The sequence below is a fragment of the Streptomyces sp. NBC_01478 genome, assembly GCF_036227225.1.
GTDB lineage: Bacteria > Actinomycetota > Actinomycetes > Streptomycetales > Streptomycetaceae > Streptomyces.
On the sequence record NZ_CP109444.1, the window covers coordinates 4,227,357 to 4,251,992 of the forward strand.

The following is a 24,636-nucleotide window of genomic DNA, read 5'->3' on the forward strand; positions in this document are numbered from 1 at the left end:
CTGTGACTGGGCCAGGATGTCGGGATCACATAAGTATCTGGAGGGGAACCCAGGAATGAGCTACAACCAGCCGGGCCCGTACGGCGGGCAGCCTCAGCAGCCCGGTCCGTACGGTCAGCCGGGTCCCTACGGCCCGCCTCCCCAGCAGGCGCCGCAGGGCGCCCCCCAGCCCGGCTACGGCTACCCCCAGCAGGCTCCCCCCGCCCAGCCCGGTTACGGCTACCCGGCGCAGCCCCCGCAGGGCGTCCCGCCACAGAGCCCCTACGGCCAGCCGCAGCCGCCGTACGGCCAGCAGGCGCCGTACGGCCAACCGCCTTACGGGCAGCCCCCGTTCGGCGTTCCGCAGCCGCCGGCGCCCGGCGGGAAGAAGAAGACCGGGCTCATCATCGGCGCGGTGGCGGTCGTGGCCGCCATCGGTGTGGGCGTGTACTTCGTCCTCGGCTACACCGGGGGGTCCGGTCTCACGGACGACGGTGCCCACAAGCTGACGACGCCGGCGAAGGTGCTCGGCGACTACAACCGGGCGACCAAGGACGGCGACACCAGCGACAGCGGTTCCTCGACCGTGAAGGACCTGGAGAAGAGCGGCGTCAAGAACGGCACCGCGGTCTTCGGCGCCTACACGACGGCCGACCTGAGCGGCTACGACCCGGACGACCCCTCCACCGCGCCCGGTCAGACCGAACTCCTCACGGCCAAGGGCATCTCGCTCATCGGCGCCTACGGCAAGATCGCCGATCCGCAGGCGGCCCTGGACGCGTTCTTCGCGGACATCCAGAAGGACGTCAAGGAGAGCAACTCCTCCGACAGCAGCACGACGGGCAAGAGCGAGCTGGTCGGCGAGCCCGAGTCGGTCGACGTCGACGGCGCGGTCATGAAGTGCCAGGCGGCCAAGGCGACCAACCAGTTGACCAAGAAGACGCAGACCGACTGGTTCTGCGCCTGGGCCGACTACAGCACGATCGCGATGGTCTCCCCCGGTGACAACACGGGCGATGTGTCGAAGGACACCGCCGTCAGCATGACCACCAAGCTCCGCAAGGAAGTTCGGGTGAGCTACCGCCCCCAGTGAACTACGAAGGGCGCCCGGTCGGTTGACCGACCGGGCGCCCTTCGTGTCGTAGCGGAGAAAGCGGCTACGCCGTCTTCTGCTCGCCCGGGCCGCGGCCCCGCGCGTCACGCGGGATCAGGGTCGGGTTGACGTTCGAGAGGACGACGTCCGCGGTGATGACGACCCGGGCCACGTCCTTGCGGGACGGGACCTCGTACATCACGCCCTGGAGGACTTCCTCCATGATGGCGCGCAGGCCGCGGGCGCCGGTCTGGCGGAGGATGGCCTGGTCGGCGATGGCTTCGAGGGCCTCGCGCTCGAAGTCCAGCTCCACGCCGTCGAGTTCGAAGAGGCGCTCGTACTGCTTGACGAGTGCGTTGCGCGGCTCGATGAGGATCTGGAGCAGGGCCTCGCGGTCCAGGTTGTGGACCGAGGTGATGACGGGCAGTCGGCCGATGAACTCGGGGATCATGCCGAACTTGACCAGGTCCTCGGGCATGACGTCCTCGAACTGGTCCTTGGCCTGCAGCTCCCGCTTGGAGCGGATCGTCGCGCCGAAGCCGATGCCCTTGGCGCCGGCCCTGGACTCGATGAGCTTCTCCAGGCCCGAGAAGGCGCCGCCCACGATGAACAGGACGTTCGTCGTGTCGATCTGGATGAACTCCTGGTGCGGGTGTTTACGGCCGCCCTGCGGCGGGACCGAGGCCGTCGTGCCCTCCAGGATCTTCAGCAGGGCCTGCTGGACGCCCTCGCCCGACACGTCACGGGTGATCGAGGGGTTCTCGCTCTTCCGCGCGACCTTGTCGATCTCGTCGATGTAGATGATGCCCGTCTCGGCCTTCTTGACGTCGTAGTCAGCGGCCTGGATGAGCTTCAGCAGGATGTTCTCGACGTCCTCGCCGACGTAGCCCGCCTCCGTGAGCGCGGTCGCGTCGGCGATCGCGAACGGGACGTTCAGCATGCGCGCCAGGGTCTGCGCGAGGAGGGTCTTGCCCGAGCCCGTGGGGCCGAGCAGCAGGATGTTGGACTTCGCCAACTCGATGGCGTCCTCGCGGCTCTGGCCGCCGCCGTTCTCACCGGCCTGGACGCGCTTGTAGTGGTTGTACACCGCGACCGAGAGGGCCTTCTTCGCCGACTCCTGGCCGACGACGTAGCCCTCCAGGAACTCGTAGATCTCGCGGGGCTTGGGGAGTTCCTCCCAGCGCACCTCGCTCGTCTCCGCGAGTTCTTCCTCGATGATCTCGTTGCAGAGGTCGATGCACTCGTCGCAGATGTACACACCGGGCCCTGCGATGAGCTTCTTGACCTGCTTCTGGCTCTTGCCGCAGAACGAGCACTTGAGCAGATCGCCGCCGTCACCGATGCGTGCCACGGTGTGCTTCCCCTTCGCCTGGGAGACGCCTAGGTTCAGCGGCTCCTGGTGCTGCCTTATGTCCGACGGTACCTTGCCGGGCCCCCCGTTCGGGCCCCCCTTGGCACGGTTCACTTCCACGTGGACCGTGCCGAGGGGTGGTGGACGATACAGGTCCGGGTCAGCGGACGTCGGCGTTGTTCATCTTCCGGGTGGAGATGATCTGGTCGATCAGGCCGTACGCCAGGGCGTCCTCGGCCGTGAGGATCTTGTCGCGCTCGATGTCCTCGCGGATCTTCTCCAGCGGGGTGGTCGAGTGCTTGGCCAGCATGTCCTCGAGCTGGGCACGCATGCGGAGGATCTCGTTGGCCGCGATCTCCAGGTCGGAGACCTGACCCCGGCCCGTCTCGCTGTAGGGCTGGTGGATCAGCACGCGCGCGTTCGGCAGCGCCATGCGCTTGCCCGGCGTACCGGCGGCCAGCAGGACGGCGGCGGCGGACGCGGCCTGGCCCATGCAGACCGTCTGGACGTCCGGCTTCACGAACTGCATCGTGTCGTAGATCGCGGTCAGCGCGGTGAAGGAGCCACCGGGGCTGTTGATGTAGATCGAGATGTCGCGGTCCGGGTCCATCGACTCCAGGCACAGCAACTGCGCCATGACGTCGTTGGCCGACGCGTCGTCGATCTGGACACCGAGGAAGATCACGCGCTCCTCGAAGAGCTTCGCGTACGGGTCGTACTCACGCACGCCCTGCGAGGTGCGCTCCACGAACCGCGGGATCACATAGCGGGATTCGGCGGCGGGAGCCGTGTATTCGGCGCGTGCGTGCTCGTACAGGCCGTTGCCGGGGAAGTCGTTCACTGTCTCTCTCCTGGGGGCTGTGGCGGTCGGCTGGGGGCTGTCCTGGGGCCTCAGGCCCCGGTGCCGCCGCCGCCCGGCATACCGGCGGCCGTGGGCATGATGTCGTCGATGAGGCCGTACTCCTTGGCCTCGATCGGGTCGAACCAGCGGTCGCGGTCGGAGTCACGGGTGACCTGCTCGACCGTCTGACCGGTGTGGAAGGAGGTCAGCTCCGCCATCCGCTTCTTGGTGTGCAGCAGCCGCTCGGCGTGGATCTTGATGTCCGACGCGGAACCGGCGAGGCCGGCGGAGGGCTGGTGGATCAGGATCTCGGCGTTCGGCAGCGCGAAGCGCTTGCCGGGGGTGCCCGCGCTGAGCAGGAACTGGCCCATCGAGGCCGCCATGCCCATGGCGATGGTCACCACGTCGTTCTTGATGTACTGCATGGTGTCGTAGATCGCCATGCCCGCGGTGATCGAACCACCGGGGCTGTTGATGTACAGAAAGATGTCCTTCTCCGGGTCGGAGGCAAGGAGGAGGAGCTGCGCGGTGATCTTGTTCGCGATGTCGTCGTCGACCGCCTGGCCGAGGAAGATGATCCGCTCACCGAGCAGCCGGTTGTAGACCTGGTCGCCGAGGCCACCGATAGAGGGCTCGCCGGCGGCTGTAGGCATCAGATTCGTCACGTATCCACCTGCTCGTCTTTACGACGGCGCCGGGCCGTCTCACGTGTACTGCCGGGGGCAACGGGGACTCCCCTGCCCTCGTATTCATGGACCCTAACGCGCGGGTCCCTCCGGGGAATCCCGCAAAGGGAACTGTTCGCTGTGAGCGCATGTACGGCGCTGGTGAGACCCCGGGTAAGGGCAGGGGCCCCGGGGTGCGATGTCCCCGGGGCCCCTGTGTGCCTGTGTGCCTGCTTACGCCTTGGTGGGCTCCTCGGCGGCGGCCTCGACGGCCTCGACGGCCTCGACGGTCTCAGTGGCCGCCTCGACGGCCTCCTCCTCGTCCTCCAGGTCGACGATCTCGCCGTTGGTGTCCTTGACCGTGGCGGCCTCCACGACGACCGCGAGGGCCTTGCCGCGGGCGACCTCGCCGACCAGGAGGGGAACCTGGCCGCCTTCGACGACCGCCTGGGCGAACTGGTCGGGGGACATGCCGGAGGAAGCCGCGCGGCGCATGAGGTGCTCGGTGAGCTCCTCCTGGTTGACGTTGAGCTTCTCCTTGTTGACGAGCTCGTCGAGGACGAACTGCGTCTTGATGCCCTTGACCGCGGCGTCCTTGGTCTCGGCGTCGAACTCCTCGGCCGTCTTGCCCTGGATCTCGAGGTACTTCTCGAGGTCGAGGCCCATCTGGCCGAGCTGGTGGTGCTCCAGGTTGTGCTTGCGGGTGTTGATCTCGTCCTCGAGCAGCTTCTCGGGGACGGGCACCTCGACGAGCTCCAGCAGCTTCTCCAGGACGCGCTCCTGGGCCTGCGTGGCCTGGTCGTACTGCTTCATGTTCTCGAGGCGCTTGCGGCTGTCCGCGCGCAGCTCCTCCAGGGTGTCGAACTCGGAGGCGAGCTGTGCGAACTCGTCGTCCAGCGTGGGCAGTTCGCGGGCGGCGACCTGGGTGACCTTGACGGTGACCTGGGCCTCCTGGCCGGCCGCGGAGCCGCCCTTGAGCTCGGAGGCGAAGGTGGCCTCGCCACCGGCCTCCAGGCCGGTCACGGCCTCGTCGATGCCTTCGAGCAGCTCGCCGGAACCGATGGTGTAGGAGACGCCCTCGGCGACGCCGTCCTCGAGGACCTCGCCGTCGACCTTGGCCTCCAGGTCGAGGGTGACGACGTCACCGTCGACGGCGGCGCGCTCGACCGGGGAGGTCGAGGCGAAGCGCTCGCGGAGCTGCTCGACGGACTCGTCGATGTCCTCTTCGCTGACGGCCACGGCGTCGACCTCGACCTCGATGCCCGAGTAGTCCGGGATCTCGATGGTCGGGCGGATGTCGACCTCGGCGGTGAAGTTCAGCGTCTCGCCGTCCTTCAGCTCCGTGATGTCGACCTCGGGCTGGCCGAGCGGGTTGAGCTCCGCCTCGTTGACCGCCTCGGTGTAGAACTTCGGAAGCGCGTCGTTGACCGCCTCCTCCAGGACCGCACCGCGGCCGAACCGCTGGTCGATGACGCGCGCCGGGATCTTGCCCTTCCGGAAGCCCTTCACCGTGACCTGCTGGTTGATCTTCTTGTACGCCGCGTCGAGGCTGTCCTTGAGCTCCTCGAAGGGCACCTCGATGCTGAGCCGAACCCGGGTCGGGTTCAGGGTCTCCACGGCGCTCTTCACGGTTCGGTCTCCTTGGGGGCTGACTTCTTGGGTTGCGGACCCAGACAGGTCCGGCGGTTTCTGGTCGCCCGGAGGACTTCAGAGTGTGAGAGACACACGGGCGCGCAGCTTGCATAGTAGCCGCAGCGGCTGGACGCCCCAAAAGGCGATCTCGCGAGGTCCTCGTGTGGTACCGGTCCTGCTGCCGGTCCCGAAGGTCCGGCATGTGGTCGGGGTGGCGGGATTTGAACCCACGGCCTTCCGCTCCCAAAGCGGACGCGCTACCAAGCTGCGCCACACCCCGTCTGGTGCGACACGTAGGGTACATGCCCGCAGGCGGTGAGGCCTCCGCATTTCACGAGCGCCGGGATGCCGGGCGGGGCGTGGGGCGTTGCAGCGGAATGCGGTGTGCGCGGAGGGCATCCGACCCGCTACGATGCCCTGTGTGCCGCGGTCTTCTGACCTGCGGCGCGTCGTGTGCGGGCGTAGCTCAATGGTAGAGCACTAGTCTTCCAAACTAGCTACGCGGGTTCGATTCCCGTCGCCCGCTCCAGGCATCTCAGGGCCAGGTCGGAGGTTGTTCCTCCTCACCTGGCCCTGAGTCGTTCCCGGAGTCCTCCCCGGTCATGACTCAGAAACCGGGCCCCGGACTCAGAAGCTGATCGAGTTGATCGTCTCCGCCAGTGAGTTTATGAACCGGTTGATGGACGGTGCCATGCCGGTCGAGGCGAGGAAGAAGCCGAAGAGGATCGCGACTATGGCTGGGCCCGCCTTGATCGACCCCCCTCGGATCAACACCACCAGGATGATCGCCAACAGCAGCACCACAGACAGTGAAATGGCCACAACTGATCACACCCTCGGTCGGTCCGCACTCCCGGCCCGGGGTCGCAACCCGCGCACCCCGCCAGAACCATCGTGCCACCAACGCGGCCCACCTATGCGGCGGGTGACGCATCGTTGGTCGCAAAGGTTCGGAAGAGACGCGTTCGCAGGTCGTTCGCATTATTGGCATGCGCACACGAACAGACCTTCCCCGTGTGCCCTTTTGCGCCTTTTGATCGGGATGAATCGTGACATCGTGAACAGATTCCGGACGCGCGTCCGATGGTTTCACCGATTCCCACAGGCAACGCTAGGGTGCCTCAGATGTTCCACGCCGACACGCCCCCGGGCCAGAACGAACAGAGCAAACAGAACGAAAAGAGCGAACTGGCCAAACCGCGCGACGCGTTCTTCGACAACGCGAAGTACCTGGCGATCCTCCTGGTCGCCATCGGGCACTCCTGGGAACCGCTCAAGGGCGGCGACCGAGCGCTGCAGGGGCTGTACATGGTCGTGTACAGCTTCCACATGCCGGCCTTCATCGTCATCTCCGGCTATTTCTCCCGCAGTTTCGACATGAGCCCCGCCCGGCTGAAGCGGCTCCTGACCGGTGTCGCGCTGCCGTACATCCTCTTCGAGATCGCCTACTCGCTGTTCAGCCGCTACGCCAACGACGACCCGCACCAGCGGATCACGCTCCTCGATCCGCTGTATCTGACCTGGTTCCTCTGCGCGTTGTTCATCTGGCGGCTGACCACCCCGATCTGGAAACTGGTCCGCCATCCGCTGCCGCTCGCCCTCGGCATCGCCATGCTCGCGTCCTGCACCCCGGACATGACCGACGACTTCGATCTGCAGCGGCTGGCGCAGTTCCTGCCGTACTTCGTGCTCGGGCTGGTGCTGCGGCCCGAGCACTTCCGGTGGGTGCGCCGGCGCGCGGTGCGGGTCCTGTCCGTGCCGGTGTTCGTGAGCGCGCTGGCCGTCGGCTACTGGGCGGTGCCGCGGATGAACGCCGGCTGGTTCTACCACCACGACTCCGCGCAGGAGTTCGGCGCGCCCTGGTGGACCGGGCCGGTGATGATGCTGCTGATGTTCGGCTGCTCGCTGCTGCTGACGGCCGGCTTCTGCTCCTGGGTGCCGGGCCGCCGGACGTGGTTCACGGCGCTCGGCGCGGGCACGCTGTACGGCTATCTGCTGCACGGCTTCCTGATCAAGGGCGCCGGTTACGCGGGCCTGTACGACCACGCCTGGCTGCACCGGCCGTACGGCGTCGCCCTGGTGACCGCGCTCGCGGCCACCGCCGTCACGCTGCTGTGCACCCCGCCCGTACGACGGGTGTTCCGCTCCGTGATCGAGCCGGACATGGAGTGGGCGTTCAAGCGAAACGCAGCCGAACCGGCCCGCGACCGCAGGCAGTTGGAGCGGCCCGCGGTGCGCGAGAAGGTCAACGCCTAAAGGTCGACGCCGAGTCCGAGAAGTGCGCGCATCCGTGCGTACTTCCCGGTCAGCCGGGTCCGGGTCGCCTCGCCGAGGACCGCGAGGCGGGCCGGGTCCGCGTTGTGCGCCAGGTCCGCCTGCTTCACGAGGAGCGCGCCGGGGGTCGCGAGAATGCGCCCGGCGTACGCCTCCGGGGGCTCCCCGGCCCGCTTGGTGACCGCGCGCACGATGTCCTTCGTACGACGGCTCAGCGCGGCCTCGTCCAGCCAGTGCTCGGTGAGTGCGTCGTCCTCCACGGAGTCGTGCAGCCAGGCCGCCGCGATCTGGTCCGGGTCCCCGCCACGTGCGCGGACGCCCTCGGCCACGGCCTGGAGGTGCTCGGCGTAGGGGCGCCCCGCCTTGTCGGTCTGGCCCTCGTGGGCGGTGCGCGCGAGGGCCTCGACCTCGGTCAGCGTGAGGAGCGCGGTCACCGGGTCAGCGCCTGGGCCGCCGCCGTGGGGCCTTCGCGGCAGACCAGCAGCAGGGCCCGGTCGTCGTTGACGTCCTTCGCGACGGCCTCGATCAGGTGCCAGGCGGCGCCGTGGAAGCCGCCGGCGACATAGCGGTCGGCCTCGCCGGTGAGGCGGTCGATGCCCTCGACGATGTCGCGGTCGGAGGTCTCCACCAGACCGTCTGTGAACAGCATCAACACGTCCCCGGGCCGCAGCGATCCCTTCACAGGGTCGAACTGGGCGCCGTCGTACACACCCAGCAACGGCCCCTCGGCCGCCTTCTCCTCCCAGCGGCCGCTGCCCGCGCTGAGCTGGAGGCCCGGCGGGTGGCCGGCCGAGAAGAGTTCGTAGTCGCCGGAGTCGAGGTCCAGGACGAGGTGGATCGAGGTCGCGAAGCCCTCGTCCCAGTCCTGGCGGAGCAGATAGCCGTTGGCGGCGGGCAGGAACGCGTGCGGGGGCAGCGAGCCGAGCAGGCCGCCGAAGGCGCCCGACAGCAGCAGGGCGCGGGAGCCCGCGTCCATGCCCTTGCCGGAGACGTCGGTGAGGACGACCTCCATGGTCCGGCCGCCGTTCGTCCGGGCCGCGACGACGAAGTCGCCGGAGAACGACTGGCCGCCCGCCGGCCGCAGCGCCATCTCCCGGTGCCAGCCCTGCGGCAACTGCGGGAGCTTGCTCTGCACCCGGATCCGTTCACGCAGGTCGAAGAGCATGGTGCCGCCGCGCCGCCAGGGCACGCCCACCCGGCTGCGGAACTGCGCGATCAGCAGCCCGAAGAAACCGCACGCGGCCACCACGAGCACCACGCCCGGGGTCACCCGCGCCGGGCCCTCGGTGTACGGGCCGAGCTTCACCGACTCCACGATCAGGCCGGTGGCCGCCGCCGCGTACAGCCCGAGCAGGCTCGCGGGGCGCAGCAGCAGGCCGCCCGCGACGATCGGGAGGACCAGCGCGTTCGGCGAGCACCACACCGGGTTGGCGAGGGTCATGACCACGATCACCGGGATCGTGATCAGCAGCCCGGCCAGCGCGACCCAGTCCGAGCCGTCCCCGCGGAAGTAGTCCACGGCACTTCTGCGCAGGCCGGTGCGGACCCGGTGAGCCAGCTTCCTCAACCGGGCCGTGAACGTGTCGGCCTCCGCGCGCCGCTCTCGTCCTGCTGCCATTAGTTCGGGACCCTATCCATCCGACCAGCCGCTTGGCACGGGAGGTCCCACTTGTCCCCCCTGCGAGGTTCAACTTCACAGTGAACTTCACCAGAGGCCGCTGTGCGGGCCCCCGGCGGAAATTCCCTGGCTCGTCCCGCAATGCGCTGGTAGGCATGGCTCATGGGCACAGTTGCGAAGAACACACCGACCGGGCGGACCGAGCTGCGGGTACTGCGCCAGGACGAGTGGGACACCTGGTACGACAACCTGGTCAACGCCTTCGGCGCCGTCCCGGAGTCGACCGAGGAGCGTGAGCTGACGCGCGGGCTCACCGAGTTCGACCGCTCCCTCGGCGTCTGGGACGGCGACGCGTGTGTGGGGACGGCGGGCGCGTTCAGCTTCCGGCTCACCGTGCCCGGCGGCGCCTCGGTGCCCGCCGCGGGCATCACGATGGTCAGCGTGGCCGCCACGCACCGGCGCCGCGGCATCCTCACGTCGATGATGCGCCGGCAGTTGGACGACGTACGGTCCTGGGGCGAACCGCTGGCCGTGCTGACGGCCTCCGAGCCGGTGATCTACGGCCGGTTCGGGTACGGCATCGCGACGATGGCCATGGCCGCGGAGATCGACACCGATCGCGTCCGGCTCTCGGTGCCGCCGGGCACGGACGACGTACGACTCCGGTTCGCCGACCCCGTCGCCGTACGCGACCAGTGCGAGGCGGTGTACGCGCGGCAGGTGGCCGGGCGGGCGGGGATGCTCGCGCGGCGGCCCGGGTGGGAGAACGAGCCGCTGCTGGACCCGGAGAGCGAGCGGCAGGGTTCGTCGCCGCTCCAGTGCGTGCTCGCGGAGCGGGACGGTGAAGTCGTCGGCTACACGCGGTACTTCGTCAAGCCCGAGTGGGACCTGCAGGGCCCCAAGGGGACCGTACGGCTGCGGGATCTGGAGGCGCTGGACCCGGCGTCGTACGCGGCGCTGTGGCGGTTCCTCTGTGAGATCGACCTGACGGGGAAGGTGGTGATGCACAACCGTCCCGTCGACGACGCCTGGCAGCATCTCGTCTCCGACATCCGCCGGTGCGCGATCCGGCAGCGGGACTCGCTGCACGTACGGCTGGTGGACCTCGGGGCGGCGCTTGAGGCGCGCACGTACCAGGCGCCCGTGGACGTCGTGTTCGAGGTCGCGGACGCCTTCTGCCCCTGGAACGAAGGGCGTTGGCGGCTCACCGGCGACGCGAAGGGCGCGGCTTCCTGCAAGCGCACCGAGGAGGAGGCCGATCTCGCGCTGTCCGTAAGGGAGTTGGGGGCCGCGTATCTCGGCGGGGTGTCCCTCACGTCACTCGCGGGAGCGGGGCGGGTGCGGGAGCTGCGGGCCGGGGCGCTGGCGGAGACGTCGTTGGCGTTCGGGTCGACGGTCGCGCCCTGGCTGCCGCACGGGTTCTAGAACTCCCCTACGGCCGCTGGCAGTCGGGGCACCAGAAGAGGTTGCGGGAGGCGAGGTCGGCGGTGCGGATCCCGGCGCCGCAGATGTGGCAGGGCCGGTTCGCCCGGCGGTAGACGTAGACCTCGCCGCCGTGGTCGTCGACGCGGGGCGGGCGGCCCATCGCCTCGGGGGTGTGCTCGGGGCGGACGGTGTCGATGCGGTTGTTGCGGACGCCCTCGCGCATCAGCTCGACGAGGTCGGCCCAGATCGCGTCCCACTCGGCGGGCGTGAGGTCCCTGCCCACGCGGTACGGGTCGATGCCGTGCCGGAAGAGCACCTCGGCGCGGTAGACGTTGCCGACGCCCGCGATGACCTTCTGGTCCATCAGGAGTGCGGCGATCGTCGTACGGCTGCGGGAGATACGGCGGTACGCGGCGCCCGGGTCGGTGTCCTGCGGCGGGCGCAGCGGGTCGGGGCCGAGGCGGTCGTGTATCGCCTGCTTCTCGGTGTCCGTGATCAGGGCGCAGGTCGTGGGGCCGCGGAGATCGACGTACGACGTGTCGTTCGCGAGGCGTAGGCGGACGGTGTCGGTGGGCGGGGGCGCGGGGGCTCCGCCGAAGGTCACCTTGCCGAAGAGGCCGAGGTGGATGTGGATCCAGTCGGCGTCCCGGAAACCCAGGAACAGATGCTTGCCGTGGGCTTCCGTGCGGGTGAGTTCCGTACCGTCGAGCAGTGCGGCGGCGTCGGTGAACTTGCCCTGGGGACTGGTGACTTGGGTTGTTCGGCCGCTGAAGTGACCGCCGTAGTCCAGCGCCAGTCGGTGAATCGTGTGCCCCTCTGGCACCTGCGCAAATCCTTTCCCACCAGCCCACCCGTCTCAGTCACTTGACGGGTGGGCCTCGAAAAGCCTCGGGGCTCCGCCCCGGACCCCGCTACTGCTGCGGATGGTGCGCCGGGATCGGCGGCAGCTCCCCCGTCGTCTCGTACTCCGTCAGCATCTCGATGCGACGAATGTGCCGCGGGTCCTCGGAGAACGGCGTCGACACGAACGTCTCGACGAACTTCGTCGCCTCCTCCCGCGAGTGCATCCGCGCACCGACCGCGACGACGTTCGCGTTGTTGTGCTGCCGGCCGAGCGACGCGGTCTCCTCGCTCCAGGCGAGGGCCGCCCGTACGCCCTTCACCTTGTTCGCCGCGATCTGCTCGCCGTTGCCGGAGCCGCCGATGACGACGCCGAGGGCCTCGGGGTCGGCGGCCGCGCGCTCGGCGGCGCGGAGGCAGAAGGGCGGGTAGTCGTCCTGGGCGTCGAAGATGTGCGGCCCGCAGTCGACGGGCTCATGACCCGCCTCCTTGAGCCACTCGACGAGGTGGTTCTTGAGTTCGAAGCCCGCATGGTCGGAGCCGAGATACACGCGCATGGGTCGAGTGTGACATGCCTGTTTCGGGGCAGCAGCGCGGGGGGCTGATCCGGAAAGCGGGCGGCAACACTACCGCCACCCAATAGAACCTCAAGAAAACCTCAAGTAACGATCGGGAATCAAAGGTTCACTAATCACTTTGCCTCCGATTCACTGGACCGTCTTGTTAACCCGGCGCAAAGGAATTCCCCCCATGACTGATGGTTCCGGCCTCCAGGCAGGGCTCAAGAACCGACATCTGTCGATGATCGCGATCGGTGGCGTCATCGGCGCCGGTCTGTTCGTCGGTTCCAGTTCCGGCATCGCGACCGCGGGACCCGGCATCCTTCTCTCCTACGCGCTCGTCGGCACGCTCGTGGTGCTGGTGATGCGCATGCTCGGTGAGATGTCCGCCGCGAACCCCACTTCCGGCTCGTTCTCCGCACACGCCGACCGCGCGCTCGGCCGCTGGGCCGGTTTCTCGATCGGCTGGCTGTACTGGTTCTTCTGGGTCGTCGTGCTCGCCGTCGAGGCGACCGCCGGCGCCAAGATCCTCGAAGGGTGGATCCCCGCCGTACCGCAGTGGGGGTGGGCGCTCATCGTGATGGTGGTGCTGACCGCCACGAACCTCGTATCGGTCGGCTCCTACGGCGAGTTCGAGTTCTGGTTCGCCGGGATCAAGGTCGTCGCGATCGGCGCGTTCATCGTCGTCGGCGCGCTGGCGGTCTTCGGCGTGCTGCCCGGCGCCCACACCGACAAGGCCGGTGTCGGCAACCTCACCGACCACGGCGGCTTCCTGCCGAACGGCCCCGGCGCGATCCTGACCGGCGTCCTGCTGGTCGTCTTCTCCTTCATGGGCAGCGAGATCGCGACCCTGGCCGCCGGCGAGTCCGAGGACCCGCAGCGCGCGGTCACCAAGTCGACCAACAGCATCATCTGGCGGATCGGCGTCTTCTACCTCGGCTCGATCCTCGTCGTCGTCTGTCTGCTCCCGTGGAACGACCCGTCGATCAAGGAGCAGGGCTCGTACGTCGCCGCCCTCGACTCCCTCGGCATCGCGCACGCCGGTCAGATCATGAACTTCATCGTGCTGACCTCGGTGCTGTCCTGCCTCAACTCCGGTCTCTACACGGCCTCCCGCATGGCGTTCTCGCTCGGCGGCCGCGGTGACGCGCCGGCCGCGTTCGCCCGGACGACCTCCCGCGGTGTGCCGATGGCGGCGATCATCGCCTCCGTCGTCTTCGGGTTCGTCGCCGTCTTCTTCAACTACGCCTTCCCGGACACCGTCTTCCTCTTCCTCGTCAACTCCTCAGGCGCGGTCGCCCTGTTCGTGTGGCTGGTCATCTGCGCGTCGCAGCTCCGCCTGCGCCGGATCATCGAGCGCGAGTCGCCGGAGAAGCTCGTCGTACGGATGTGGCTGTTCCCGTATCTGACCTGGGCGACGATCGCCCTGATCGTGTTCGTCCTCGGCTACATGCTCACCGACACGGAGGGCGAGAGCAGCGGCCGTACGACCGTTCTGCTGTCCCTGGCGGTCGCGTTGGCCGTGGTGGCGGTCTCGGTGGTCAAGGAGCGGGTGCGGGGCGGACAGGCGGTCACGGCCGCCGACGCGGACCCGGACAAGGTGTCGGTGAGCTAAGGGCGTTCACAGCACGACGAAGCTGTTCTTGACCTTGTCGTAGGTCTTCAGGGCCCGGGTCTCCACGTCCGGCTGGTACCAGGTGTTGATCTGGTACGACTTCCCGTCCTCGTCGAAGCCGAGCAGCCGGGCGTGCCAGGCGACGCCCTTGAGCGTGAACGTGTACTCCCAGATCACCGCCGGCCGGCCGCGGAACGTCGTCCTGTCGAGGCGGATCTTCCGGTAGTCCGCCCCCTGTTGGGCGTTCCGCTCCGAGGCCTCCCACGTCTCCATCAGGTCACCGCGGGCGAGGGACGACTTGCCGACCAGCTCCTGGCCGCCGTCCGGGGAGGTGTAGTGCACCTCGGCCCCCGTCTTCAGATCCCGCCGCCATCCGACGGGCGTGGCCCACGCGAACCCGCCCGCCTCGCGGTGCGTGCCAGGGGGGAGGGTCCGGGGGCGGGAGGTGCCCTCGACCGTGGCGGGCGGGGAAGTGGACGGTTCAGCCGAAGTCGATGAACTCGATGAACTCGACGAAGCCGACGGGGTTGCTGAAGTACCGGTCGAGCCACCGGAGTTGGTGAGGATCGTGCCGAGGACCGCACCTACGACCACTACGGCCGCGGCGGCGATGAGTCCGGTACGGCGACGGTGGGTGCGGCGGCGGGTGAACGGCTGGGCGGGGCCCGGGAGTTCACTGCCAGGCGGTGGAGCGGCGGGGCCTCGGGGCAGGCGGGCGGGGTGCGGGCCGAGGGCGGGGCGCGGTGGCGCCGGGCGCGGGGCAGGTGGGTGGGCCGGGAGGGGGATGGGCTTTCGCTCGGTCAACGCTTCGGCGGGGTCGGCGGGTTGAGCCGGTGGGACCAGCTCGGCCTTTTCGGCGGCGGGTTCGGCTTGGCCGGGGTGCTCGGTCTGCTCGGTGCGGGCGAGGGAGACACCCGGCTTGCGGAGAGCGGACGGCGGGGAGTTGGGCTCGACGGCGGGACGCTGCGTCGGTATCGCGTCCTCGACGGGGTCGGGATCAGGGTCGTACACCCGGGGATCGCGTGCCGCGCGGACGAGCGACGGTTCCAGGAAGGCCGGGGTGGGCGACTCCCGGTAGGCCTCGGGAGTCTCGGGCTCCTGCGCCGACTCCGGTTCCACCGAACCCGGTTCTTCAGCCTCCTCCCCCTCCGCCTCCTCCCTTTCCACCGGAAACGCGACCGGCGTCAGCGCCTCCTCGACCTCCTCCAGCCCCGGCCGGACCGAGGGGTCCTTCTCCAGCAGCTCGGCCAGTACCTCCCTCAACGGACCTGCCGCCGACGGGAGTTCGGGCTCCTCGTACAGCACCGCGTGCAAGGTCGCCAGGGTGGTGTCGCGGGAGAACGGTGAGCGGCCTCCGAGTGCCGCGCAGAGGGTCGCGCCGAGGGACCAGAGGTCGGAGGGCGGTCCCTGTGGGCGGCCGGAGATCCGCTCGGGGGCCATGTAGTCGGGCGAGCCGACGAGCATGCCGACCATGGTGAGCGCCTTGGCGTCCTGGATCGCGGCGATGCCGAAGTCCGTGAGCACGACCCGTTGGGCGCGGCTCTCGACGAGGACGTTGCCGGGTTTGATGTCGCGGTGCAGGACGCCTCCCGCGTGCACCTGGCGCAGCGCGGCCACCAGGCCGAGTCCGATACGGGCGACCTCGCGCGGGCCGAGCGCGCCGTCGTCCGCGAGGATGCGTTCCAGGGAGCGCCCGGCGATCAACTCCATGACGATCCACAGGCGTTCGCCCTCGTCCACGACGTCGTAGACCCGCACGACGTTGGGGTGGTCGATGCGGGCCGTCGCCCTGGCCTCGCGCAGGGTGCGCTCACGGCGGGTGCGGGTGTCCTCCGCGTCGAGGCCGTCTATGCGCATTTCCTTGACCGCGACCTGCCGGTGCAGCATTTCGTCGGCGGCTCGCCACACCCGCCCCATTCCCCCCTGGCCGATACTTTCGACCAGCCGATAGCGCCCGGTCACCCATAGCCCCGGAGTTCCGCCACCCCTCAAGTTCCCCGTATTCCCCGGCAATCCGCTGCACCCCCACAATGGTCACACTTCATGCCGTACCAGCATAGTGCGGAGAAATCTTGTGGTACCTCTTCAAGTACTGCGAATTCAGGCGCAGCCCCAGGGGGACACAGGGGAACGCAAGGGGAACACAAGGGGGACGAACATGAGTTCTCGTCGCGCTGCGGCCATGGCCACAGCCGTCACAGGTTCGCTGCTCACGGCATCTTTCTCGGCGGTGATGGTCCTTTCCTTCACCGCTTCGGCGGATGACCAGGGACCGGGGAGCAGCAAAGGCGGAAAGGTGATGGAGGCGGCTCCGGCGGGTGTGAAACTGACCACGCTCCTGCCGGAAAAGATCTCGGTCGACAACAGTTCGAAAAAGACGGCGATCACCGCCACCGTGAAGAACGAGGGGACCAAAACGAGCGGCGAACTCAATCTCCTGGTCGTCGGTTTCGACGGCCTCAAGGTCACGCATGTGCAGGGCTGTTCGGCGATCGGTGAGAAGGATCTGCCGCCCGGTTCGAACAGCGGATTCACCTGCCCTGTCGGCGCTCTCGCCGCGGGCAGTTCGAAGTCGTACGCCGTCGACGCGACGTACGACCTGGGCAAGGCCGGGAAGATCTGTCTGCCGGTGGTGTCCGCCGACGGCAAGAAGACGTTCTGGCAGCAGGGCCCGGTCCCGTTCGGTACGACGAACCCGTCACCGAACGCGCCGGCCACCCCGTTGCTGCTCGGCACCGACAACAAGCCGGTGGCGCCGGGCGGCGACACGCTGCCCAAGACGGGGGTCGGCGCCGACGTGCTGCCGCTGGGCGCGGCCGGTGCGGCGCTGATCGCGGCGGGCGCGGCGGGCCTGCACTGGTCGCAGCGACGGCCGAGGCAGCCTCTGGAGAGCTGAGGACACGAAACAAGGGAGGGCCGGGGTGCTCGCGCACCACCGGCCCTCCCCCTCAACTCCCTTGTCAGCGCTGCTTGTTGACGAACTTCCAGGCCGTCGGGGTCGCGCCCATCGCCAGGGCCGCCTTCAGGGCGTCGCCGAGCAGGAAGGGGGTGAGGCCGGCGGCGATCGCGGCGCTCGTCGAGAGGTCGAGGCTCAGCGCCAGGTACGGGACGCCGATCGCGTAGATGATCGCCTCGCCCAGCAGCATCGTGCCGGCCATGCGCAGCACCGAGCGGTCGGCGCCGCGGCGGGCCAGGGCGCCGACGGCGGCGGAGGCGAGCAGCATGCCGATGATGTAGCCGAAGGAGGCGCCGCCTCCGTGGGTGCCGCCGGCGAACCACGGGACGCCGGCGAGGCCGAGCAGCGCGTACAGGGCGAGCGAGAGGAAGCCGCGGCCGGCACCGAGGGAGGTGCCGACGAGCAGCGCGGCGAAGGTCTGGCCGGTGACCGGGACCGGGGAGCCCGGCACGGGCACGGCGATCTGCGCGGCGAGGCCGGTGAGCGCGGCGCCGCCGAGCACGAGGGCGAGGTCCCGGACGCGGGAGGCGGGCAGCAGGTCGGCGAGGACCAGTCCCGGGCGGGCGGTGGCGACGGCGGTACTCAAGGGAACTCCGCAGGTTGACGGGGTACAGGGGGACTCCGCGACGCTATCCCAGGGCACTGCGGCCGATCACCGTCAGCGCTCGACAAAGGCTTCGCCGCGGAGTTGGTGGGCTCCGGACAAAGGATGCCCGCTACACACGCCCGGGCGTGATGCCGGTCACGCGGACCCCGTGCCGTCTCGCACACCGGTCACCGTCTGGGCAGCCGTGGACCGTTTTGCTAGCTTCGACCGCATGGTTGCCCAGGCCCGGAACTTCGCGTCGCGTCGCTATGTCGACCTGCGACGCCAGGCCGCGGCGACCTGTTACCGCCCCTGAGGCGGGCGGAGCGGATCCGGTGCGCCTCGACGTGTCTCGCATGTGAGACACACAAGACGACGGCGCACTGTCGGACCCGTTCCCGAGGAAGATCCCCATGCCCCGTAACGCGGCACCTCTTCTCCGCTCCCCCGTACCCCGCGCCGCCGACAGCGACCGGCGGCGCACCAACGCGAGTGTCATCCTGCGGTCCGTGCTGGAGCACGGGCCGGTGGCCCGCTCCACCATCTCGCGGCTGACCGGGCTGTCCCCGGCGTCGGTGACCGACTACTGCGCCCGCTTCGCCGAACTCGGCCTGATCCGCGAGTCGGCCACCCCCGAGCGGTCGGGAGGTGTGGGCCGACCCCATGTGCCCGTCGACCTGGACGGCACACGGTTCATCGTGGGCGGGGTCCATGTGGCCGTGCCCTATACGACCGTGGCGCTGCTGGATCTGCGCGGGCGGGTGCTGGCCGAGCGGCGGCTGCGGCACGACACCGCGGCCGGCCGCACCGAGCCTGCCCGGGTACTGGCCCGGGCCGCGGACGGGCTGGGCGCGCTGTTCGCGGAGGCCGCCGGATGCACCCCGCTCGGGGTCGGCGTGGCCGCCGGCGGCTGGGTCGACCGGGACTCCGGGACCATCGTCGAACATCCGCTGCTCAACTGGCGTGAGGTGCCGGTGCGCGAGCTCCTCGGCGCCCGCACCGGGCTCCCGGTCCATGTCGACGGCCACGCACGGGCGTTGGTGAACGCGGAGCGCCTGTTCGGGCGGGCGGCCCGCGGCAGCCGTAGCGTGCTGCATCTCTTCGTCGGCAATGTGGTCGACGCGGCCTTCGCCACCAACGACGAGGTGCACCACGGCCCTCGGTCCCAGGCCGGGGCGATCGCGCATCTGCCGCTGCGCGGCGGCACGGAACCGTGCGGCTGCGGGCGCGTCGGCTGCCTCCAAGTCGAGCTGAGCGAACGGACGTTGTGCCGTCGGGCCCGGGAGGCGGGGATCGTCGACGGGGTGAACCCGACCCATGTCGTGGCCGCGGCCGAACGCGGAGACCCGCTCGCCGTACGGCTGTTGACGCAGCGGGCGCGGATGGTCGGGCGGGCGGCCGGGCTGCTGCTCGACATCCTCAACCCGGAGACGGTGGTCGTCACCGAGCTGGGGGTGATGCGGCGGGAGGACTGCCTGCGCGCGCTGCGCGAGGAGGTCGGTGACGGACGGGCGTCGGCTGTCGTGCCGACGAGTTTCCCGGATTCCGTGCTGGCGGTTGCGGGTGGTTCGGTGCTGCTGGACGTGCTGTACCGGGATCCGCTGAGCGTGTCACCGAGCGCTTCACCGGGGCGTATTTAATTCAGAAACTCGGAATATTGACAAGGGGTGCGCATGACCGGGAACATCCTGGTCATGAGCCTGCAGATGAGTTGTCGCACTTCTTGTTGCTGACCCGTTGACGCGCCCCGAGCGCCGGTCTCATCCTGCCTGGATTTCTTTTTCCGGACTTCTCCGTCCGTGAATTTCGCGCGCATTCTCGCGTTCCCAAAACTTTGATCAGGGAGTCTTCCCATGCCTCATTCCCGTGCGCCCGGCGTCGACCGGCGGCTCTTCCTCACCTCGGCGCTCGGTGCCGCCGCGGGCATCGCCGGCCTCAGTGGCTGCGCCACGAGCAGTGCCGCGACCGCCAAGTCGGGGGCCGGTCTGTCCGCCCCGCTCGCCCAGAAGGTGCCGTCCGGCACGAGTCTGAAGATCTCCTCGTACCTCAACACCCAGCAACTCCAGTTCAAACTGGCGAAGTTGCCCAAGTTGCCGTTCACCGTGTCGAGTTGGCTGAACATCGGGGCCGGTCCCGATGTCATCAACGCGTTCCGCGCCAAGTCCCTGGACCTCGCCAACAACGCGGGCATCCCGCCGATCCAGGCGCACTACCAGGGCTACGACGCGAAGATCGTCGCGATCAATGTCACCCGCAAGCCCAACTACCTCTTCGCCACCAAGCCCGGCAGCGACATCCGCACCGTCGCCGACTTCAAGGGCAAGAAGCTGGCGTTCTCGCAGGGCCAGGCCCAAGGCGTCGTCCTGCTGCGGGCGTTGAAGGAAGCGGGCCTGGAGTACGACGAGGTGAAGCTGGTCCCGCTGACCAGCAACCAGTTCTTCACCGCCCTCCAGTCGGGCCAGGTCGACATCGCCCCGCTCGCCAACAGCCAGGCACCCGCGTACCTCAAGCAGTACGAGGCGAAGGGCGCCCGCGCCGTCACGACCGACGTCGTGGACCTGCTGAACCTGTTGTGGGCGCCGGCCGCCGTACTGGCCGACCCGGCGAAGGCCGCCGCGATCGCCGCGTACATCCCGCAGTGGGCGCAGGGGCAGGTCTGGCAGTACGAGAACCCGGACACCTGGAACGAGGAGTTCTACGTCAAGACGCAGAACCTGACTCTCGCGCAGGCCCAGTCGGTCACCGCGCTGGCCAACAAGCCGCTGTTCCCGCCGAGTTGGGACGAGGCCGTGAAGTGGGAGCAGGAGACCGCCGATCTGCTCGCGGAGGGCGGCTTCGTGAAGGAGTTCAAGGTGGACTCGCTCTTCGACCGGCGCTTCGAGTCCATCGCGGCGCGGGCCGTACCGGCGGAGTACCGGAAGTGACGGCCGTGACGACCTCGACGACCACTGCAACCAGCGTGCCGGTGACCGCCGTTGAGGAGAAGGCGGCGGTAAGGCGGCGCGGGCGGCGGCGCGGCCTCGCCCCCGGCAAGCGGCTGCCCGCCTCCCGGGTCATCGGCCCCGCGCTCTTCTTCGCCCTGTGGGCCCTCGCCTCCGCCGCCGGGCAGTTGGACCCGGCGGCGATCCCGGCGCCCTGGACGGTGCTGCGGACCGCCGGACGGCTGTGGACGTCCGGCACGCTCCCCACGGACATGCTGACCTCGCTGGAACGCGCCGCCTACGGCTTCGCCCTCGGCCTCACCGCCGGTGTCGTCCTCGCGCTGGCCGCCGGGCTGAGCCGGGTCGGCGAGGCGCTGATCGACGGGACCGTGCAGCTCAACCGGGCGATCCCGACCCTCGGCCTCATCCCGCTGTTCATCCTCTGGCTGGGCATCGGCGAGACCTTCAAGATCGCCATCATCGCGATCGTCGTCTACATCCCGATCTACCTCAACCTGCATGCCGCGCTGTCCGGCATCGACCACCGCTATGTCGAACTCGCCGAGGTCCAGGGCCTGTCGAGGCTCCGGTTCATCCGCCAGATCGTCATCCCCGGCGCCCTGCCCGGCTTCTTCGTGGGCCTGCGGCTCGGGGTGACCGGCTCCTGGCTGAGCCTGGTGGTCCTGGAGCAGATCAACGCCACCAGCGGCCTCGGTTACATGATGTTCCAGGCCCAGAACTACGGCCAGTCGGACGTCATCCTCGTCGGCCTGCTGATCTACGGCGTGTTCGGTCTGGTCTCCGACAGCGCGGTCCGTCTCGTCGAACGGAGGGTGCTGTCATGGCGCCGCACACTCAGCAGTTGACCACCGCACCGCCCACCGTCCAACTCCGGGGTCTCACCCGGTCGTTCGACGGTCGTACGGTCCTCGACGACATCGACCTCGACCTGCCCGCCGGACAGTTCACCGCACTGCTCGGGCACAGCGGTTCCGGCAAGAGCACGCTGCTTCGGGCCATCGCGGGCCTGGACCACGAGGTCGTCGGGAGCGGTCAACTCACCGCCCCCGAACGGGTGTCGGTGGTCTTCCAGGACTCCCGGCTGCTGCCCTGGCGCCGGGTGCTCGACAACGTGCTGCTGGGGACGGAGGGCAAGGAAGCCGCCGAGAAGGGCCGCGAGGCCCTTGCCGAGGTGGGGTTGAAGGGCCGTGAGCGCGCCTGGCCCAACGAGTTGTCCGGCGGTGAGGCGCAGCGCGCCGCTCTCGCCCGGTCCCTGGTCCGTGAGCCCGAACTCCTGTTGGCCGATGAGCCGTTCGGGGCGTTGGACGCGCTGACCCGCATTCGGATGCACGTGTTGCTGCGCGAGCTGTGGGAGCGGCATCGGCCCTCGGTGTTGCTGGTCACGCATGACGTGGATGAGGCGATTGTGCTTGCGGACCGGGTGTTGGTGCTGGAACGGGGGCGGATCGGGCTGGACTTGGCCATCGACCCCGAGGTGCCGCGTGCGGAGTACCGGGAACGGTTGCTGGCGGCGCTCGGTGTGACGTCGGATTCCCGGTGATCGTCGGCCGCGCGGTGACCGTCGGTTGCGCAGTGACCGTCGGTTGCGCGTGCCGCCCGGGGGCTGCGCCCCCAGACCCCCATCGGCCCTGAAGGGGCCTCGTCCTCAAACGCCGGACGGGCTGAATATGGGCGGCCTGTGCTGAAAGGCACCGGTCCGGCTGGATGTTGGCAGCCCGTACTGAAAGGCGCCGGACGGGCTGGATGTTGGCAGCCCGCGCCGAAAAGTCGCCGGACGGGCTGATTGTTGCCGCCCGCGTTGACAAGGCGCCGACCGCCCGATGGTCGCCGCCCGCCTCGACAAGACGCCGGCCGCCCGACAGTCGCGGACCGCGTCGAAACGGCGCTCGAAGGACCGACTCCCGCACCGGAACACTCACACAAAGGATCTGGCATGCCCCGCCGTCTCCACCTCAACGCCTTCCTCATGAACACCGGGCACCACGAGGCCTCCTGGCGCCTCCCGGAGAGCAACCCCTACGCCCACGTCGAGCTGGACCACTACACACACCTCGCCCGGATCGCGGAGCGCGGCACCTTCGACTCCCTCTTCCTGGCCGACGGACCGCAGTTGTGGAGCAACCTGGCCCAACGACCGGCGGGCGCACTGGAACCGCTCACGCTGCTCACCGCGTTGGCGACGGCCACCGAGCACATAGGCCTGATTGCCACGGCCTCGACGTCCTACAACTCCCCCTACAACCTGGCCCGCAAGTTCGCCTCGCTCGACATCATCAGCGGCGGCCGGGCCGGCTGGAACATCGTCACCACCGCCGGTGCCGAGGCCGCCCGTAACTTCGGTCTGGCGCACGAGCCCGCGCATGCCGAACGGTACGCACGGGCCGCCGAGTTCCTCGATGTGGCGTTGAAGCTCTGGGACAGTTGGGAGGACGACGCGATCGTCGCCGACAAGGCGGCGGGGGTGTGGGGCGACGACACGAAGATCCACCCGCCCCACCACCAGGGGACGTACTTCAGCGTCGAGGGCGCCCTCAACGTGCCCCGCTCACCCCAGGGTTACCCGCTGCTCGTGCAGGCCGGGTCGAGCGAGGACGGCAAGGCGTTCGCGGCCCGGTACGCGGAGGCCGTGTTCACCGCGCAGCAGACCCTCGCCGACGCGCAGGACTTCTACCAGGACCTCAAGTCCCGTACGGCGGCGGCCGGTCGGGACCCCGAGCACATCAAGGTGCTGCCCGGCATCGTCCCGGTGATCGGCGGGACGGAGGCCGAGGCCCGCGCGAACGAGCGGCTGCTGGAGGACCACATCGTGTACACGCACGGCGTGGACCATCTGGAGCGGCTGCTCCAACTACCCTCCGGCACGCTGGAGTTGGACGCCCCGCTGCCCGCCGGCCTTCCGCCCGAGGACGCCATCGAAGGCGCCAAGAGCCGCTACACCCTCGTCGTCGAACTCGCCCGCCGGGACCGGCTCACCGTGCGGCAGTTGATCGGCCGGCTCGGTGGCGGGCGCGGGCATCTCACCTTCGCCGGTACGCCGGAACAGGTCGCCGACGCGATCGAGTCCTGGTTCACGCAGGGTGCCGCCGACGGCTTCAACATCATGCCCGCGGTCCTGCCGTCCGGCCTCGACGCCTTCGTCGACCACGTCGTCCCGCTCCTGCGCACCCGCGGTCTGCTCCGCACGGAGTACGGCCCGCGCACCACCCTCCGGGAGCGCTACGGCCTCCCCCGCCCCGCCAACCAGTACACCCGACCCGCCCAACCCGCCCTCGTCTGAAAGGACTTCAGCATGTCCATCGAGATCGAGATCCAGAAGGTCACCGCGAACATCGGCGCCCGCGTGTCCGGTGTCGACATCAACAAGCCACTGAACGCCGAGCAGGTCGCGGCGATCCGCGAGGCCCTCAACATCCACAAGGCGCTGGTCTTCGACGACGTCCACCTCGACGACGAGGGCCAGGAGGCCTTCGCCCGCCACTTCGGCGACCTCACCACCGCCCACCCCACCGTGCCCGCCGTCGACGGCGCCCCGAACGTGCTGCCCGTCGACAGCGAGCGCGGCCGGGCCAACCACTGGCACACCGACGTCACCTTCGTCCTCAACCCGCCCCAGGCCAGCACCCTGCGCTCGATCACGGTCCCGCCGTACGGCGGCGAGACCCTGATCGCCAGTTCGGCCGCCGCCTACCGCGACCTGCCCGAACCGCTGCGCGCCCTCGCCGACACCCTGTGGGCGGAGCACACCAACGACTACGACTACGCCGTACCGGACGAGGAGATCGACGGCGAAAAGGCGGCCCAGCGCGCCCAGTTCACGTCCATCAAGTTCCGCACGGTCCACCCGGTCGTCCGCGTCCACCCGCTGACCGGTGAACGCGGCCTGTTCATCGGCGGGTTCGCGCAGCGGATCGTCGGCCTGTCGACCGGTGAGTCCCGCAAGATCCTCGACATCCTCCAGGCGTACGTCACCCGCCCCGAGAACGTCCTGCGCTGGCGCTGGTCCCCGAACCAGCTCGTCCTGTTCGACAACCGCATCACCCAGCACTACGCCATCGACAACTACGACAACCAGCCCCGCCGCCTCAACCGCGTCACCGTGGCCGGCGACATCCCGACCGGCATCGAGGGCAAGCAGAGCTACTCGATCGAGGGCGACGCGTCGCACTACACATCGGTCGCGGAGTAGCCACACCGAGCCTTCTCACCGATTGTTTGTAGTTGCAAGTGATGTGCAACAAGAGGTCCGGAGGGGATCGATC

The 24,636-nt window shown here is 69.2% G+C and carries 22 protein-coding genes and 2 tRNA genes; 12 read left to right on the plus strand and 12 right to left on the minus strand.

Going from position 1 to position 24,636, the window contains the following annotated elements; genetic code table 11:
- Window positions 1-55: 55 nt before the first annotated feature.
- Window positions 56-1,072 carry a hypothetical protein gene (locus OG223_RS18930; RefSeq protein WP_329249759.1) on the plus strand — a complete coding sequence of 339 codons (1,017 nt, stop codon included), beginning with the start codon at window positions 56-58 and terminating at the stop codon, window positions 1,070-1,072.
- Window positions 1,073-1,136: 64 nt separating this feature from the next.
- Here the strand turns inward: OG223_RS18930 and clpX are convergent, their stop codons facing one another.
- The 5 genes from clpX to OG223_RS18955 all read right to left on the minus strand — a co-directional run bounded on the left by clpX (window position 1,137) and on the right by OG223_RS18955 (window position 5,841).
- Entirely contained in the window at window positions 1,137-2,423 is a 1,287-nt protein-coding gene (gene clpX, locus OG223_RS18935; protein WP_033285988.1) for an ATP-dependent Clp protease ATP-binding subunit ClpX, read from the minus strand.
- 160 nt (window positions 2,424-2,583) lie between these two features.
- Window positions 2,584-3,264: an ATP-dependent Clp protease proteolytic subunit gene (locus OG223_RS18940; RefSeq protein WP_329249762.1), complete on the minus strand. Its 681-nt coding sequence runs from the start codon at window positions 3,262-3,264 to the stop codon at window positions 2,584-2,586.
- Window positions 3,265-3,314: 50 nt separating this feature from the next.
- Window positions 3,315-3,917, minus strand: a complete 603-nt coding sequence (locus OG223_RS18945) for an ATP-dependent Clp protease proteolytic subunit (protein ID WP_329265356.1) — start codon at window positions 3,915-3,917, stop codon at window positions 3,315-3,317.
- 246 nt (window positions 3,918-4,163) lie between these two features.
- The gene (tig, locus tag OG223_RS18950) at window positions 4,164-5,558 is read right to left on the minus strand and encodes a trigger factor (protein WP_329249765.1); all 1,395 of its coding nucleotides are present in this window, start codon (window positions 5,556-5,558) and stop codon (window positions 4,164-4,166) included.
- Window positions 5,559-5,764: 206 nt separating this feature from the next.
- Window positions 5,765-5,841, minus strand: a tRNA-Pro gene (locus OG223_RS18955).
- A gap of 175 nt (window positions 5,842-6,016) precedes the next feature.
- On the opposite strand from OG223_RS18955, the gene OG223_RS18960 reads away from it, so the two are divergent.
- Window positions 6,017-6,090: transfer RNA gene (locus OG223_RS18960), tRNA-Gly, on the plus strand.
- A gap of 98 nt (window positions 6,091-6,188) precedes the next feature.
- Here the strand turns inward: OG223_RS18960 and OG223_RS18965 are convergent.
- Window positions 6,189-6,383 carry a hypothetical protein gene (locus OG223_RS18965; RefSeq protein WP_026151384.1) on the minus strand — a complete coding sequence of 65 codons (195 nt, stop codon included), beginning with the start codon at window positions 6,381-6,383 and terminating at the stop codon, window positions 6,189-6,191.
- 303 nt (window positions 6,384-6,686) lie between these two features.
- Here OG223_RS18965 and OG223_RS18970 point away from each other — a divergent pair, with 303 nt between their 5' ends.
- On the plus strand, window positions 6,687-7,817 hold the full coding sequence (locus OG223_RS18970) for an acyltransferase family protein (RefSeq protein WP_329249769.1): 1,131 nt from the start codon (window positions 6,687-6,689) through the stop codon (window positions 7,815-7,817).
- Here OG223_RS18970 and OG223_RS18975 read toward each other — a convergent pair.
- A complete protein-coding gene (locus tag OG223_RS18975) occupies window positions 7,814-8,269 on the minus strand; it encodes an HD domain-containing protein (RefSeq protein ID WP_329249772.1) in 456 nt (151 codons plus the stop codon). The two genes, OG223_RS18970 and OG223_RS18975, sit on opposite strands and share 4 nt — an antisense overlap.
- Window positions 8,266-9,453: a PP2C family protein-serine/threonine phosphatase gene (locus OG223_RS18980; protein ID WP_329249774.1), complete on the minus strand. Its 1,188-nt coding sequence runs from the start codon at window positions 9,451-9,453 to the stop codon at window positions 8,266-8,268. Before OG223_RS18980 ends, OG223_RS18975 begins: the two co-directional genes overlap by 4 nt.
- A gap of 162 nt (window positions 9,454-9,615) precedes the next feature.
- Here OG223_RS18980 and OG223_RS18985 point away from each other — a divergent pair, with 162 nt between their 5' ends.
- Window positions 9,616-10,878 (plus strand): GNAT family N-acetyltransferase, encoded by a 1,263-nt coding sequence (locus OG223_RS18985; RefSeq protein WP_329249776.1) that lies wholly within the window; start codon window positions 9,616-9,618, stop codon window positions 10,876-10,878.
- Window positions 10,879-10,885: 7 nt separating this feature from the next.
- Here OG223_RS18985 and OG223_RS18990 read toward each other — a convergent pair whose 3' ends face one another.
- Together OG223_RS18990 and OG223_RS18995 are read right to left on the minus strand one after the other, a co-directional pair.
- Window positions 10,886-11,701, minus strand: coding sequence for an Fpg/Nei family DNA glycosylase (locus OG223_RS18990; RefSeq protein WP_329249779.1), 816 nt, complete (start codon window positions 11,699-11,701; stop codon window positions 10,886-10,888).
- A gap of 88 nt (window positions 11,702-11,789) precedes the next feature.
- Window positions 11,790-12,275, minus strand: coding sequence for a ribose-5-phosphate isomerase (locus tag OG223_RS18995; protein ID WP_329249782.1), 486 nt, complete (start codon window positions 12,273-12,275; stop codon window positions 11,790-11,792).
- Window positions 12,276-12,468: 193 nt separating this feature from the next.
- Here OG223_RS18995 and OG223_RS19000 point away from each other — a divergent pair, with 193 nt between their 5' ends.
- Complete coding sequence (locus tag OG223_RS19000) at window positions 12,469-13,893, plus strand: amino acid permease (protein WP_329249785.1); 1,425 nt, start codon at window positions 12,469-12,471, stop codon at window positions 13,891-13,893.
- Between the two features lie 6 nt (window positions 13,894-13,899).
- Here the strand turns inward: OG223_RS19000 and OG223_RS19005 are convergent, their stop codons facing one another.
- Window positions 13,900-15,855, minus strand: coding sequence for a serine/threonine-protein kinase (locus OG223_RS19005; protein WP_329249788.1), 1,956 nt, complete (start codon window positions 15,853-15,855; stop codon window positions 13,900-13,902).
- Between the two features lie 271 nt (window positions 15,856-16,126).
- On the opposite strand from OG223_RS19005, the gene OG223_RS19010 reads away from it, so the two are divergent.
- On the plus strand, window positions 16,127-16,789 hold the full coding sequence (locus OG223_RS19010) for an LPXTG cell wall anchor domain-containing protein (RefSeq protein ID WP_443073843.1): 663 nt from the start codon (window positions 16,127-16,129) through the stop codon (window positions 16,787-16,789).
- Between the two features lie 64 nt (window positions 16,790-16,853).
- Here the strand turns inward: OG223_RS19010 and OG223_RS19015 are convergent, their stop codons facing one another.
- The gene (locus tag OG223_RS19015; RefSeq protein ID WP_329249794.1) at window positions 16,854-17,435 is read right to left on the minus strand and encodes a biotin transporter BioY; all 582 of its coding nucleotides are present in this window, start codon (window positions 17,433-17,435) and stop codon (window positions 16,854-16,856) included.
- Window positions 17,436-17,848: 413 nt separating this feature from the next.
- Here OG223_RS19015 and OG223_RS19020 point away from each other — a divergent pair, with 413 nt between their 5' ends.
- From OG223_RS19020 to OG223_RS19045, 6 genes are all read left to right on the plus strand, one after another.
- The gene (locus OG223_RS19020) at window positions 17,849-19,075 is read left to right on the plus strand and encodes an ROK family transcriptional regulator (protein ID WP_329249800.1); all 1,227 of its coding nucleotides are present in this window, start codon (window positions 17,849-17,851) and stop codon (window positions 19,073-19,075) included.
- A gap of 213 nt (window positions 19,076-19,288) precedes the next feature.
- The gene (locus tag OG223_RS19025) at window positions 19,289-20,359 is read left to right on the plus strand and encodes an ABC transporter substrate-binding protein (RefSeq protein WP_329249803.1); all 1,071 of its coding nucleotides are present in this window, start codon (window positions 19,289-19,291) and stop codon (window positions 20,357-20,359) included.
- Window positions 20,356-21,222, plus strand: a complete 867-nt coding sequence (locus OG223_RS19030; protein WP_443073723.1) for an ABC transporter permease — start codon at window positions 20,356-20,358, stop codon at window positions 21,220-21,222. The genes OG223_RS19025 and OG223_RS19030 overlap by 4 nt, the downstream gene beginning before the upstream one ends.
- Complete coding sequence (locus tag OG223_RS19035; RefSeq protein ID WP_329249806.1) at window positions 21,198-21,917, plus strand: ABC transporter ATP-binding protein; 720 nt, start codon at window positions 21,198-21,200, stop codon at window positions 21,915-21,917. Before OG223_RS19030 ends, OG223_RS19035 begins: the two co-directional genes overlap by 25 nt.
- Window positions 21,918-22,310: 393 nt before the next feature.
- Window positions 22,311-23,654 (plus strand): LLM class flavin-dependent oxidoreductase, encoded by a 1,344-nt coding sequence (locus tag OG223_RS19040; RefSeq protein WP_329249809.1) that lies wholly within the window; start codon window positions 22,311-22,313, stop codon window positions 23,652-23,654.
- An 18-nt stretch (window positions 23,655-23,672) separates the two neighbouring features.
- Window positions 23,673-24,563 (plus strand): TauD/TfdA dioxygenase family protein, encoded by an 891-nt coding sequence (locus OG223_RS19045; RefSeq protein ID WP_443073844.1) that lies wholly within the window; start codon window positions 23,673-23,675, stop codon window positions 24,561-24,563.
- Window positions 24,564-24,636: the final 73 nt, after the last annotated feature.